We start from the raw sequence: 12,582 nt of genomic DNA, 5'->3' as shown, positions 1-12,582 counted from the left end.
GGTAACGCGGTAACGCGGTAACGCGGTAACGCGGTTTCGCGGTTACGCGGTAGCGCGGTAGCGCGGTAACGGCGACTACGGCGGTCATGGCGGTGACGCAAGGCCGATCCCGGCCGCCATCCGCCCGGGGGCGGGCCGGGTCAGGGCTGCAGCTGGTGGCCCAGGGCCGCCGCCTTCTCCACGCGCCGGGCGAGGACCCGCTCATGGAGGTCCGTCATCTGCCGCAGCGCGTCCTTGCGGTCGCGCTTGGAGAGCCGGTCGATGTAGAGATGCCCCGAGAGATGGTCGGCCTCATGCTGCAGACAGCGGGCGAAGTAGCCGGTGCCCTCGATCACCAGGGGGTTGCCGTCCTTGTCGACGCCGCGGACCACGGTGCGGTCGGTGCGCGGTACGTCCATCCGCGCGCCCGGTACGGACAGACAGCCCTCGGCGTCCTCGATGAGCAGCCGCTCGGCCGGATCGGGCTGGTCCAGGACGGGGTTGATGATGTGGCCGACATGCCGTACGCCGTTGTCGTCCGGGCAGTCGTAGACGAACAGCCGCAGATCGACGTCGACCTGATTGGCGGCCAGCCCGGCGCCGTCGGCGATGTACATGGTGAGGAACATGTCGTCGATGAGGGCGCTCAGCTCGGGCGTGCCGAACTCGGTCACCTCCCGGCAGGAGCGGCGCAGAATCTCCTCACCCACCTCGGTGATCCGGCGCGGTGAACCGCGCTCGGCCTCGGGAGGCAGCGCCGGATAGGAGCCGACGGGTTTCCCCTGCACCAGGACGCGCACCGCTGACCTCACCTTTTCCGCCCCCACTGATGGCCGCCCCCACTGATGGTCATGTCCGGCCAACGTAGCAGGGGCGGTTCGGCCGCGGCTCCGGCTCAGTCAGATCGCCTCGGCGAGCTCCTCCAGCAGCCGCCGCTTGCTGCGGGCCCCGACCAGCGACCGCACCGGCTCGCCCGCCCGGAAGAGCATCAGCGTCGGCATCGACAGCACCCCGTACGCGTTGGTGGTGGACGGGTTCTCGTCCACGTCCAGCTGCACCACCTTCAGGCGGTGGCCCTCCTCCTGTGCGATCTCCGCCAGCACCGGCGCGATCATCCGGCACGGCGGGCACCACGAGGCGGTGAACTTCACCAGCACCGGCAGCTCGGCCGTCAGCACCTCTTCGCCGAAGGTGGCGTCCGTGACCGTGGTCACTCCCCCGGTGTGTGTCAGCGACATCTCATCTCTCCTTCGGAGTTGTTTCGGAGTCTTTCGGAGTCGTTGTGGTGACGGTGGGACGGTCGGACGGCGGGGCTCACGGGCCGGGCGGCGTCAGCTCACAGCGCGGCTCCGGGGCCCCTTCGGGCGCCGTCGCCGCGGCCTCCAGCTCCGCGCGGGCCAGCTCCGCCTGGGCGAGCTGTGTCCCGACCCGCTCCCGGATGGCGCTCAGCCGGCCGATGCACTCGTCCAGCTCGGCCAGCTTGCGCCGGTACACCTCCAGCGAAGCGGGGCAGGAGTCACCGGCCGGATGGCCGGAGCGCAGGCATTCGACGAACGGACGCGTCTCCTCCAGCTCGAAGCCGAAGTCCTGCAGCACGCGGATCTGCTGGAGCAGCCGCAGATCGTCCTCGTCGTACGACCGGTAGCCATTGCCGGTGCGGCGCGCGGGCAGCAGCCCCAGCGACTCGTAATAGCGCAGGGTGCGGGTGGTGGTACCCGCCCGTTCGGCCAGCTCTCCGATCCGCATGTGCCGACGGTAGACCTTGACCCCGACGTCAAGGCCAGACCGCGTCGCGGTCCCGGGCGGTGCCCCGGCTGTTGACGATCGGCCGGCCGATGGCTGCCCGCTGTCGGACCCCCGCCGTACAGTGCCGACATGACCACACGCGACGCGGATGAGTTCACGGAGCCGCTGCCCGCCACCCGCCGTGCCCTGCTGCGGCGCGTCGCCCTCGGCCAGGCCGAGGGCCGTGCCCCGTCCCTGGTGGGGGCCGTGGTGCGGGAGGGGCGGCTGGTGTGGACGGGCTCGCGCGGCCGCGTGGACGGATCCGCACCGGACGCCGACACCCAGTACCGCATCGGCTCCTTGACCAAGACCTTTGTGGCGGTGCTGGTGATGCGGCTGCGTGACGAGGGGCTGCTGGACCTCGGCGATCCGCTGGCCAAGCATCTGGACGTGCCGCAGGCCGAGGGTGCGACCGTGGCCCAGCTCCTCTCCCACACCTCGGGGCTCGCCGCCGAGGCCCGTGGCCCGTGGTGGGAGCGCACGCCCGGGGCGCTGCGGCCCGAGACGGCCGATATCTTCGGCGAGCGCCCGCTGGTCCACCCCGCGGGCCGCCGTCACCACTACTCCAACCCCGGTTTCGCGTTGCTCGGTGCGCTGGTCGAGCGGCTGCGCGGGGCGCCCTGGGGCGAGGTGCTGGCCCATGAGGTGCTGGAGCCGCTGGGGATGGGGCGTACGTCGCTGGAGCCGCAGGCCCCACACGCCGCTGGATGGGCCGTTCACCCCTGGGCGGACGTGCTGCTGCCCGAGCCGGCCGAGGACACCGGACGGATGGGCCCGGCCGGGCAGCTCTGGTCGACCGCCGGGGATCTGGCCCGCTTCGCCGCCTTCCTGCTGGACGGGGACGCGCGGGTGCTCGGCGCGGAGTCGCTCGCCGAGATGCGGGCGCCCGCCGTCGCCCCCGAGGAGAGGGACTGGGACGGCGGCTATGGCCTGGGCACACAGCTCGTCCGTCACGGCGGGCGGTTCCTCCATGGCCACACCGGCTCCATGCCCGGTTTCCTGGCCTCGCTGTGGGTGAGCGCCGAGGATCGGCTGGCCGGGATCGCGCTGGCCAACACCACCTCGGGGCCCGCGATCGGCGCCATCGCCGCCGACCTCATGGGGATCGTGGCGGAGCACGAGCCCCGTATCCCCAAGCCCTGGCGGCCGCTCACCGAGGCCGATCCGGCGCTGCTGGCGCTGACCGGCCCCTGGTACTGGGGCCCTCGCGCCTACCATCTGCGGCTGCGCGCGGACCGCGGTCTGGAGCTCTCCCCGGCCACCCAGGGAGGCCGGGCCTCCCGTTTCAAGGCCGAGCCGGACGGCACCTGGACGGGGCTCGACGGCTATTACGCGGGGGAGACGCTGCGGGTGGTCGAGGGGGAGGGCGACGCCCCCGCCCATCTGGACCTGGGCACCTTCGTGTTCACCCGGGAGCCCTACGCCCCGGACGGCGTGGTGCCCGGCGGGGTCGACCCGGGGGGCTGGCGGGCGCTCTGAGGGGGCGGGGGCGGGGTGCGGTGATCCGGGGGGCGCGGGTTCCGGTGGTATCGGGTTCCGGTGGTTCGCGGGCTTCGGCGCTCACAGCCTGACCCCGCCAGTGGTACGCACGGCCGGGGGCTGGGTCGGCGGTGCGGTGGGCGGCAGGTTGGTCCCCGGTACTTCGGTACGCCGGTACTCGGTACGCGGGTACTCCCGCGCTTCGGTACGCCGGTACTCAGGTGCTCTCGTACTGCCGTACGTCGGTACGGCAGCACTCGGGTGCTCCGTGCCCCGTAGCGGAGCGGCCTGGTCCGCCCTTCCCCCGCCCTCCCTCAGGAGCCCCGCCATGCGCTCGTCCACGCTTCGCCTCAGTACCTCCCTGCTCGCCCTCACCACCGTCATGGCCGCCTCCGGGACGGCCGCCGCCCGGCCCGGAGGCCCGGCGGCCGGCCGCGACCGGCCGGGGACGGTCTGGTCGGCCGGGTGGGCCGCCCCCGTCCAGCGCCCCAGCGCGGGCTTCGAGAAGAACTGGGCCGAGAGCGGCTTCGCCGAGCGCACCGCCCAGACCGTGCGTCAGGTCGTCCGGGTCACCGGTGGCGGCACGGCCGCCCGGATCCGGCTGTCGAACCGCTATGGCTCCGCGCCGCTGCGGATCGCGGGCGCGACCATCGCCCGTACCGCGCACGGCGCCTCCGTCCAGGGCGCGAGCGTGCGCGCGCTGACCTTCGGGCACCGGCGGCCGGTGGAGATCCCGGCGGGCGGTGAGACGGTGAGCGACGCGGCCCCGCTGCGCGTGGCGCCCCGTCAGCCGGTCACGGTCACGCTGTACTTCGACCGTCCCACCGGCGCCGCCACCTTCCACGCCCAGGCATACGCCCGCAGCTACCGCGCGGCCGGCGACCATCGCGCCGACCGCACCGGGACGGCCTTCACCGAGACCACCCACTCCTGGTACTACCTCTCCGATGTCGAGGTCACCGGCGGCCCCGGCCACCCGGGCACGGTGGTGGCCTTCGGTGACTCGATCACCGACGGCTTCGGCTCGACCGACGACGCCGACCACCGCTGGCCGGATCTGCTGGCCGAGCGTCTCGCGGCCGCGGGCACCCCGCGCCCCGTCCTCAACTCCGGGATCGGCGGCAATCTGCTGCTGCACGACTCGGCCTGGTACGGGGACCGGGCGGGCGCCCGATTCCGGCGCGATGTTCTGGACAAGCCGGGCGTACGGTCGGTGATCCTGCTCGAGGGGCTCAACGACATCGGCTTCAGTGAGGTGGATCTGCCCACCTACAAGCCCAATCCGCAGGTGTCGGCGGAAGACGTGATCGCGGGTTATCGGGAGCTGATCGACCTGGCCCATGCCCGCGGTATCAAGGTCATCGGCGGAACGATCCTCCCGTTCAAGGGCGCTGAGTACCACACCCCGCGCTCGGAGGCGAAGCGTGCCGCGATCAACGAGTGGATCCGTACCTCGGGTGCCTTCGACGCGGTCGTCGACTTCGCGAAGGTCATGGCCTCGCCGTCCGATCCGCTGCGGCTGGACCCGGCGTACGACTCGGGCGACTTCAAGCACCCGAACGACGCGGGCTACCGGCGGATGGCCGAAGCCATCGACCTCACGACGCTGTGAGGCCGCCCGGTGGTGAGGTCAGGTCATGTCAGCTCGGGCAGGACGGGCCGGGAGGGACGGGTCAGGCCAGCGGCAGCTTGAAGCCGACGTGGCTGGCCTCGAAGCCGAGCCGCTCGTAGAAGCGGTGGGCGTCGATACGGGTCGCGTCCGAGGTGAGCTGCACCAGGGCGCACCCCTCGCGGCGCGACTCCTCGACGGCCCATTCGATCAGTTGGGTGCCGAGGCCGCCGCCGCGCTCCTCGGAGTGGATCCGGACCCCCTCGATGATCGAGCGGGTGGCGCCGCGCCGCGACAGCCCGGGGATCACGGTCAGCTGGAGGGTGCCGACGGTGCGGCCGTCCCGTACCGCGACGACCAGCCGCTGCTGGGGATCCTGGTCCAGCCGCTCGAAGGCGGCGCGGTACGGGGCCGGGTCGTCCAGGGTCTCCCGGTGGGCGCCGAGCGGGTCGTCCGCGAGCAGGGCCACGATCGCCGGGATGTCGTCGGCGGTCGCGCGCCGTATCTCGAAGTCGCTCATGCGGTGAGCCTATGTCGGGGCCCGCGAGCCCCGGACGGGCGGCGGGCCAGGGGCAAGCAGCTCACGGCCGGTGGTGATCAGTACGTGGCCGTCAGCCTCTCGACGGCGACGACCAGCGGTGCCAGTTCCGGCCGCCGGGCGGCGTCGGCCAGGGCCTCGCGCAACGCCGCGTCGTGCGTCGGCCGAGCGTCCTCCAGGAGCTTGAGCCCGTCGTCGCTGACGTTGGTGTAGATGCCGCGGCGGTCGCTGGGGCAGATGTAGCGGGAGAGCAGCCCGCGGTGCTCCAGCCGGGTGACCAGCCGGGTCGTGGCGCTCTGGCTGAGCACGACGGAGTCGGCGAGCTGCTTCATCTGCAGATGTCCGCCATCGCCGTCGTGCTGTCCGCTGAGGACGTTGAGCACGGAGAATTCGCGGACGCTCAGATCGTGCCCGGCCTGCAGCGCACGCTCGATATGCGTCTCTATCCGGCCGTGCAGGGAGGACAGGGCGCACCAGCCCTGGGCGAGGGCCTGCCCTGCGGGCGGGGCGATGGCGCTGTGCGCCTTCTCCGGCATGGAACCCCTCCTTGGTGGGTGAGCAGATTCCAGGATAGTCCAGCGATGAAAAAGACCGCGTATGCAATTATTGGTGCTTTGTCGCCCGCAGTCGCCGCCCCCGGGCGGTCAGCCCCCAGGGCTTGGTCACCGAGATCGCGGTGAGGAAGGTATAGACGCCCAGGCTGACCGACGGCGCCACGATCAGATCCGTGGTTGCCCCGACCGCCCGGCCCGCCACCACATCGGCCATCGCGGCGTCGATACGCGCGCGCAGTGCGAACGCCGTGGCGCCGGTGGTGACCAGCGTCAGCCAGAACTTCACGTACACCCACCGGTGGCGGGCCAGCCCCCAGGGCGTCCCCAGCGACAGCACGATCCCGCTGGCCAGCGACAGCAGGCTGATCGGAATCAGCAGCCAGTCGCCCAGCACATTCATGGACCGGTACATCGCCCCGGCCTCTTCGGCCGAGTCGGCCACGGCCCCGGTGATCCCCAGAGCCAGCATCCCGAGGGACAGCCCGAGCCATCCGACGGAGACGACGACATGCACGACGAGGAGGCCCCGGCGGACGGGGCGGGTGAGCTGCTGCATGCTCCCACCGTGGCGGCGCGGCAACCCCCGCGGCGTCTGACGGCAGGAGTATCCACGCGTACTCCCGGCGGCGGGCGCGGGCCGGGACGGCGGCGCCGGGCACAGCAGACCACGCCGAGCAGGACCGGGGCGGCGGGGCCCGGGCGGTTGCCTCTACGCTCGGCTGATATGACCAGACTGCATCTGTTCGATCTGGACGGCACACTCATCCACGGCTCCGCCGCCGCGATCGAGATCTCCCGGCAGCTCGGTCTGGAGCGGGAGATCGCCGCGTTGGAGCGGGCGTTCGCAGGCGGGGAGCTGACGACGGCCCAGTTCGCCGAGCGGGCCTGCGCGCTGTGGGAGGAGCTGACGGAGGCCCATGTGGCGGCGGCGTTCGAGGGGGCGCCGTGGCTGGCGGGGATCCGTGAGGTGTGGGCGGACATCCGGGCGCGGGGCGAGCGCTGTGCGGTGATTTCGCTCTCGCCGGGCTTCTTCGTGTCGCGGCTGCTGGACTGGGGCGCGGACGCCACCTACGGATCAACCTGGCCCGCCGTGCCGTTCCGGGAGCCGGTGGATCCGGCGGGGATCCTGACCCCGGCCGCGAAGGTCCGGATCGCCGATGAACTCTGTGCGAAGTTCGGGTTGACCAGGGAACACTGCGTGGCCTACGGGGATTCCCTCTCGGACGCGGAGCTGTTCACGGTGGTGCCGGTCTCGGTCGCCGTGAACGCCGACCACCATGTGAGCGAAATCGCATCCCATGCCTATGCCGGTCGTGATCTCCGAGAGGCTTACGAATTGATGGGTAACCGCACGTAACTATCGGTAATTACGCGAGTTGGTAGGTGTAACGAATGTGGTGCACTTGGGGCTTGTGAATTCATCCGGGGCCGGTAGGGTCGGGTCCGGTTCCGTGCGGCGTGCTGTAACGGGGTCAGAACGGGCATCCCGGGCCAACCAGCATAACGGGAACGCGGCCCCCGTTCCCCGGACTTCGGGCTATGTGCCCGGGGTGGGGAACGAGCGTGGCATGCTTCCCGAAGAGAGTCACGGAGAGGGTCGGCACGACCATTCTCGCTTGAACCAGGGCACCAGGACGGGGAATTGCGGGCACATTCCGGCAGCGGAAGTGCGAAGACCGACAGAAAGATGTTCGAGGCGAGGCAACCATGGACGCTCCGACCACCACATCGTCGGCCGGCAGTGACGGCTCCGGCGGAAACAGTGGCGACTGGGGCTGGTTCACCCCGAGCAGGCGACCGGCCGAGGAGCAGGGGCCCCCGGACCGGCAGAGCGATGAGCGTGCGCCCAGCCGCCCGGTGAATCCGATACGGCCGGTCGGCACCGGAGCCGACCGCCGTACGCCCGTGGAGCCGCCCCCCGCGCCCGGTCCGGGGCCGTCCGGCCCGCGGGCGGGCGACCGCCGAGTGGACGAGCGTCGGGTGGATGACCGCAGGGCGGACGAGCGTCGGGCCCCCGGGCCTGCGGCCCCCGGCCCCATGCCCCCCAGGCGCGAGGAGCATCAGCGTCCCGATGAGGCCCCGGCCCCGCAGGACGTGCGGCCCGGCCCCGACTCGCCGTTCGCCGTCCCGGAGACCGCCTCGCCCGACGCGATCCTCCTGCGCCGCACGATGGCCGAAGTCGAGCCCATCAGCGACAAGGTCACCTCGTACTTCTACGCGCTGCTCTTCGTCCAGCACCCCGAGCTGCGGCCGCTCTTCCCCGCCGCCATGGACGCCCAGCGCGACCGGCTGTTCAAGGCGATACTGACCGCCGCCCGGCTCATCGACGACCCCGACATCCTCACCGACTTCCTCACCCGGCTCGGCCGCGGCCACCGTAAGTACGGCACCCAGCCCGAGCACTACCCCGCCGTCGGCGAATGCCTGATCGGCGCGCTCACCCGCTACGCGGTCACCACCTGGACCGACGAGGCCGAGGCCGCCTGGGTGCGTGCCTACACCGCGATCTCCCAGATCATGATCGACGCGGCGGCCGAGGACGAGCTGCGCGCCCCCGCGTGGTGGCAGGCCGAGGTGGTCGGGCATGAGCCGCGCACCCACGACATCGCCGTGATCACCGTCCGCCCGGACCAGCCGTACCCCTTTCTGGCGGGCCAGTACACCTCAGTGGAGACGCCCTGGTGGCCGCGGGTGTGGCGGCACTACTCGTTCGCCTCGGCGCCGCGCTCCGACGGGCTGCTCTCCTTCCATGTGAAGGCCGTCCCGGCCGGATGGGTGTCCTCCGCGCTGGTGCACCGGGCCCGCCCCGGCGATGTGATCCGCCTCGGACCCCCCGCCGGGTCCATGACGGTCGACCACTCCAGCGACAACGGGCTGCTCTGCCTGGGCGGCGGCACCGGTATCGCGCCGATCAAGGCACTGGTCGAGGACGTCGCCGACTACGGCCGCCACCGTCCGGTCGAGGTCTTCTACGGCGCCCGCAATGATCACGACCTGTACGACATCGACACCATGCTGCGGCTGGCGCAGAAGCATCCGTGGCTCGCGGTCCGCCCCGTCGTCTCCGACGGCCCGACCAACGGCCTCAGCGGCCGGCTGCCGGACGCCGTGCGGCAGTACGGCCCCTGGAACGCGTTCGACGCGTATCTCTCCGGGCCGCCCGGGATGATCCGCAGCGGTGTCGATGCCCTGGTGGGCATCGGCATTCCGTCCCACCGCATCCGGCACGACTCCATCGAGGAGCTCGCCGCGGCCGCGGAATAGGGGCGCGGACGGCAGACGGCGAAACACGGACATGAGGCAAACATTCCGGCGATTCCGGACGGCGAATCAGTAGGACGGGGACGAGAACCGTGGACAGTGCGGAGCACCTCGACGACCGCGCGTGGCGTCCGGGGAGCGACGGCGAACACCTTCTGCAGCGGCGGCTGGACACGGTCGACCGCGCCGACCGCTTCTACGACGAACAGGTGCTGGACCACCTCAACGCCCGGATGCGGGAGTTCATCGACCGTCAGGAAATGTTCTTCCTGGCCACCTCCGACGGGCACGGGGAGTGTGACAACACCTTCCGTGCCGGTCCGCCCGGCTTTCTGCGGGTACTCGACGCGCGCACCCTGGCCTATCCCGAATACCGGGGGAACGGGGTCCTGGCCAGTCTCGGCAATATTCAGGAGAACCCCCACGTCGGCATTCTCATGGTCGACTTCTTCCGGGACCGGATCGGGCTGCACGTGAACGGCCGGGCCCGGGTGGTGGAGGACGCCGAGATGCGTGAGGCGCACCCCGGCCTGCCGGTGGACCCGGTGCCGGGGCGGCGCGCGGTGGTGTGGGTCGAGGTGACCATCGAGGAGGCGTACATCCACTGCGCCAAGCACATCCCGCACCTCCAGAAGGTCCCAGCGCAGCGACGCACCGGCGGAGGCGGGAACCGGCACCGCGGACCCTCCGGTGACCAGCCCCTCGAGCACGACCGGGAGCGGGACTGGGGGACGGACGACGTCAAGCGGAAGGGCGGCGACTTCTTCGGTGCGGCCGCCGAGGCGCGCGACGGCCGCCGGACCCCGCCCACCCCGCCCATCACCCCGCCGGCCCCGCCGACCCCGCAACCGGCGGACCTGCCCGGTCGGCCTGCCCCGGTGGCCCCTGCGGTCCGGGTGCTTCTGGCCCCACCTGTCCCGTACGCCCCGGTGGTCCCGGGGACGCAGGCTCTGGCCATGGCAGCCGTCTCGGGCCCTCAGACCCCGGTCACCCCGGCGGCCCCGGCCGTCCCGGGCCTTCAGGCCCCGCCTGTCCCGTACGCCCCGGTGGTCCCGGGCTCTCGGACCCTGGTCACGCCACGCGTCTCGGGCTCTCAGGACTCGGTCACCACAGCAGCCCCGGTGGCCCCAGGTCCTCAGGCCCTGGCCACCTCGGCGGTATCGGGCCCTCAGATCTCAACCGCCCCTGCCGCCCCGGATCTTCAGTCCCCCACCGCCGCCCCGGCAGTCTCGGCTGCCCTGGGTCCCCAGACCCCGGCCGCCCCATCGGTCTCGGACCCTCAGACCCCGTCGGTCCCGGCGGTCGCGGGCCTTCGGGCCCAGGCGGCTCCGGCAGATTCGGGCCCTCAGGCCCAGGCGGCCCCGGCCGCTCCACCAGCCCTGCGGCCGGTGGACCTTCCTGGCCAGACCGTGCCGGCCGCCCCAGGCCCGCAGACCCCACCAGCCGCGCAGGCCGAACCGGCTGACTCGGCTGGGCAAGCGCCGCAGCCCTCCGTGGCGCGCGCCGATCTCAGCCCGGCCATCCGGCCGGAGGTACGCCCGGACGCGGGCCCCGAGACCTGGCGTGAGGAGGCCGAACGGGTGCTGGCCGAGGCGCGTCAGCGGGCGGCCCGGAAGACCCAGCAGCCGTTCGGCGGCTGGTTCCGCTAGGCCCTGCCCCGCGAAGCACCGCCGGACGGCCCTAGCCGAGGTCGTCCGCGAGCAGGGCCAGTACACCCTCGATGTTGGCGTCGAGGTAGGCCCGCAGCGAGGGCGGCACCACCCCGACCGAGGCGATCCCCTCGCGGGTGAACGGGACGCTCACCACGTCGTACTCCCCGCACGGCTCGTCCACCTCCGGGCCGTGCCGCCGGGTGAGGTCCATCGAGGCGAGTCTGCAGACGAAGAAGTGCTGCACCTTCACCCCGCCAGAGCCGCCAGAGCCGCCAGAGCCGCCAGAGCCGCCAGAGCCGCCAGAGCCCTCGGCGCCTCCGGCGCCGTCCGCGCCCTCATCGGGATGCGGGACGGTGTCCACGAACGCGGGCACCACATCGGTCACCTTCGCCCCGAGCTCCTCGTCCACCTCGCGGTGCAGGGCCTCGACGACGGTCGCGTCCTCGGGCTCCATCCCGCCGCCCGGAGTGATCCAGTACGGCGCCTGGCCGGGCTTGGTGCGCTTGATCAGGATCATCCTTGGGGCGGCCTCGCCCTCGAGGAGAATGGCGCGAGCGGTGCGCTTGACCACAGGTCGTTCGGTCATGCAGGACATCTGCCGCACCCTTCGCCCCGCGAAACCACTTACTCACCAGTCGACAGCCACGCGCAACAGCCATTCGTGCGCCCGCGCGATATGCGGCAGCGCGAGCGCCCCCGTCCGCACCACCAGGAAATAGGTGCGCAGTGGCGGCACCGGCGGGTTGAGCAGCGCCACCACCTCCCCCGCGTCCAGCGCGTCCATGCACAGATAGCGCGGCAGAACGCCGAGCCCGGCGCCCTCCGCGACGCAGGCGAGCACCGCGCGCAGATCGGGCGCGATGATCGTGCCGGCGGTGACCGGCCGGGTGTCGAAGACGGCCGACCAGTAGCGGGTGACCAGCGGCAGGCTCTCGTGCACCTCGACGACGGGCAGCGCCTCCAGCGCGCGTACCCCCTTGACCTGGAGCACCGCGGGACCGCCGAGCCGGGCCGCCCAGCGCGGGGCCGCGACCAGCACATGCTCCTCGTCGCACAGCGGGGTGGCGGCCAGCAGCCGGCCCCGCGGCCGGGCGGTGGTGATGACCAGGTCGTGATGGCCGGCGCCCAGCCCCTCGAACAGCTCCTCGGTGCTGCCGAAGGCGCAGCGCACCGCCAGGCCCTGGGTGACGAGGGTGGTCAGCGCGGGCAGGGCGCGCAGCGCGGTGAACTCCGGAGGGCCCGCGAGATGCAGGGTGCGCAGTGCCGAGCGGTCGTCGTCGAGACCCGCCTCGGTGATCTCCACGAGGGCGTCGAGATGTGGCGCGGCCTTGTGGGCGAGTTCGTCCCCGACGGTGGTGGGGACGACGCCGCGCGCCGTACGGAGGAACAGGGGGCGGCCCAGCTGCCGCTCCAGGGTGCGTATCTGGCCGGTGACGGCGGGCTGGGAGAGGCCGAGCAGCCCGGCGGCGCGGGTGAAGGACCCGGCGCGGTGAACCGCGACAAAGGTGCGTAAGAGGGCCAGATCCATGCGGTTCCCCTCGCCTCGTCGCGCCCCGCACGCACGACAACTATAAATATGCCGATAGGTCCATGTCGCTACTGTGATTGGACACTGACGCTGAGTCAACTAGCCTTGTTCGAGCGGTTCTCCACGAGAAGAACCGGGGCGTCTCAAGCCACGAGGGGGGAGGCTTGAGACGCCCGCACAGGCGTACCCGCCCGCTT

At 72.1% G+C, this 12,582-nt stretch carries 12 protein-coding genes and 1 pseudogene; 5 read left to right on the top strand and 8 right to left on the bottom strand.

The genetic code is table 11. The annotated features are described in order from the left end of the window. Window positions 1–140: 140 nt before the first annotated feature. From def to ACFYOY_RS05165, 3 genes are all read right to left on the bottom strand, one after another. Window positions 141–779: a peptide deformylase gene (gene def / locus ACFYOY_RS05175; RefSeq protein WP_351883663.1), complete on the bottom strand. Its 639-nt coding sequence runs from the start codon at window positions 777–779 to the stop codon at window positions 141–143. Between the two features lie 99 nt (window positions 780–878). Further along, window positions 879–1,217 carry a thioredoxin gene (gene trxA / locus ACFYOY_RS05170; protein WP_351883665.1) on the bottom strand — a complete coding sequence of 113 codons (339 nt, stop codon included), beginning with the start codon at window positions 1,215–1,217 and terminating at the stop codon, window positions 879–881. A gap of 76 nt (window positions 1,218–1,293) precedes the next feature. After that, entirely contained in the window at window positions 1,294–1,725 is a 432-nt protein-coding gene (locus ACFYOY_RS05165; RefSeq protein WP_059143717.1) for a MerR family transcriptional regulator, read from the bottom strand. 129 nt (window positions 1,726–1,854) lie between these two features. Here ACFYOY_RS05165 and ACFYOY_RS05160 point away from each other — a divergent pair, with 129 nt between their 5' ends. Continuing rightward, on the top strand, window positions 1,855–3,243 hold the full coding sequence (locus tag ACFYOY_RS05160; protein WP_388584900.1) for a serine hydrolase domain-containing protein: 1,389 nt from the start codon (window positions 1,855–1,857) through the stop codon (window positions 3,241–3,243). 328 nt (window positions 3,244–3,571) lie between these two features. Then, window positions 3,572–4,855: an SGNH/GDSL hydrolase family protein gene (locus ACFYOY_RS05155; RefSeq protein WP_351883669.1), complete on the top strand. Its 1,284-nt coding sequence runs from the start codon at window positions 3,572–3,574 to the stop codon at window positions 4,853–4,855. A gap of 61 nt (window positions 4,856–4,916) precedes the next feature. Here ACFYOY_RS05155 and ACFYOY_RS05150 read toward each other — a convergent pair whose 3' ends face one another. From ACFYOY_RS05150 to ACFYOY_RS05140, 3 genes are all read right to left on the bottom strand, one after another. Further along, entirely contained in the window at window positions 4,917–5,372 is a 456-nt protein-coding gene (locus ACFYOY_RS05150; protein ID WP_388584897.1) for a GNAT family N-acetyltransferase, read from the bottom strand. Between the two features lie 77 nt (window positions 5,373–5,449). Beyond that, on the bottom strand, window positions 5,450–5,926 hold the full coding sequence (locus tag ACFYOY_RS05145; RefSeq protein WP_388584894.1) for a MarR family winged helix-turn-helix transcriptional regulator: 477 nt from the start codon (window positions 5,924–5,926) through the stop codon (window positions 5,450–5,452). A gap of 67 nt (window positions 5,927–5,993) precedes the next feature. Beyond that, complete coding sequence (locus ACFYOY_RS05140; RefSeq protein WP_388584891.1) at window positions 5,994–6,500, bottom strand: DUF2269 domain-containing protein; 507 nt, start codon at window positions 6,498–6,500, stop codon at window positions 5,994–5,996. A 168-nt stretch (window positions 6,501–6,668) separates the two neighbouring features. Between ACFYOY_RS05140 and ACFYOY_RS05135 the strand changes: the two genes are divergently transcribed. The 3 genes and pseudogenes from ACFYOY_RS05135 to ACFYOY_RS05125 form a co-directional block, all read left to right on the top strand. After that, a complete protein-coding gene (locus tag ACFYOY_RS05135) occupies window positions 6,669–7,301 on the top strand; it encodes an HAD-IB family phosphatase (RefSeq protein ID WP_351883677.1) in 633 nt (210 codons plus the stop codon). A gap of 350 nt (window positions 7,302–7,651) precedes the next feature. Further along, window positions 7,652–9,208 carry a globin domain-containing protein gene (locus ACFYOY_RS05130; protein ID WP_351883679.1) on the top strand — a complete coding sequence of 519 codons (1,557 nt, stop codon included), beginning with the start codon at window positions 7,652–7,654 and terminating at the stop codon, window positions 9,206–9,208. An 89-nt stretch (window positions 9,209–9,297) separates the two neighbouring features. After that, window positions 9,298–10,038, top strand: a pseudogene (locus ACFYOY_RS05125) (pyridoxamine 5'-phosphate oxidase family protein); the annotation flags it as partial. Window positions 10,039–10,885: 847 nt separating this feature from the next. Here ACFYOY_RS05125 and ACFYOY_RS05120 read toward each other — a convergent pair. Together ACFYOY_RS05120 and ACFYOY_RS05115 are read right to left on the bottom strand one after the other, a co-directional pair. After that, window positions 10,886–11,443 carry an NUDIX domain-containing protein gene (locus ACFYOY_RS05120; RefSeq protein ID WP_388584888.1) on the bottom strand — a complete coding sequence of 186 codons (558 nt, stop codon included), beginning with the start codon at window positions 11,441–11,443 and terminating at the stop codon, window positions 10,886–10,888. A gap of 42 nt (window positions 11,444–11,485) precedes the next feature. Then, window positions 11,486–12,385, bottom strand: coding sequence for a LysR family transcriptional regulator (locus ACFYOY_RS05115; protein WP_388584885.1), 900 nt, complete (start codon window positions 12,383–12,385; stop codon window positions 11,486–11,488). Between the last annotated feature and the right edge of the window lie 197 nt (window positions 12,386–12,582).

Origin of the sequence: Streptomyces sp. NPDC007875, assembly GCF_042868035.1 — a bacterium.
GTDB classification, from domain to species: Bacteria; Actinomycetota; Actinomycetes; order Streptomycetales; family Streptomycetaceae; genus Streptomyces; species Streptomyces antimycoticus.
The sequence above is the reverse complement of the archived record's forward strand: the minus strand, read 5'-3'. Positions and strand labels throughout refer to the sequence as shown.

Coding starts and splice junctions, on each gene's coding strand:
- ACFYOY_RS05150 (WP_388584897.1), bottom strand. CDS start 5,372: ATGAGCGACTTCGAGATACGGCGCGCGACCGCCGACGACATCCCGGCG.
- trxA (WP_351883665.1), bottom strand. CDS start 1,217: ATGTCGCTGACACACACCGGGGGAGTGACCACGGTCACGGACGCCACC.
- ACFYOY_RS05115 (WP_388584885.1), bottom strand. CDS start 12,385: ATGGATCTGGCCCTCTTACGCACCTTTGTCGCGGTTCACCGCGCCGGG.
- ACFYOY_RS05140 (WP_388584891.1), bottom strand. CDS start 6,500: ATGCAGCAGCTCACCCGCCCCGTCCGCCGGGGCCTCCTCGTCGTGCAT.
- ACFYOY_RS05160 (WP_388584900.1), top strand. CDS start 1,855: ATGACCACACGCGACGCGGATGAGTTCACGGAGCCGCTGCCCGCCACC.
- ACFYOY_RS05155 (WP_351883669.1), top strand. CDS start 3,572: ATGCGCTCGTCCACGCTTCGCCTCAGTACCTCCCTGCTCGCCCTCACC.
- ACFYOY_RS05165 (WP_059143717.1), bottom strand. CDS start 1,725: ATGCGGATCGGAGAGCTGGCCGAACGGGCGGGTACCACCACCCGCACC.
- ACFYOY_RS05120 (WP_388584888.1), bottom strand. CDS start 11,443: ATGACCGAACGACCTGTGGTCAAGCGCACCGCTCGCGCCATTCTCCTC.
- ACFYOY_RS05145 (WP_388584894.1), bottom strand. CDS start 5,926: ATGCCGGAGAAGGCGCACAGCGCCATCGCCCCGCCCGCAGGGCAGGCC.
- ACFYOY_RS05135 (WP_351883677.1), top strand. CDS start 6,669: ATGACCAGACTGCATCTGTTCGATCTGGACGGCACACTCATCCACGGC.
- ACFYOY_RS05130 (WP_351883679.1), top strand. CDS start 7,652: ATGGACGCTCCGACCACCACATCGTCGGCCGGCAGTGACGGCTCCGGC.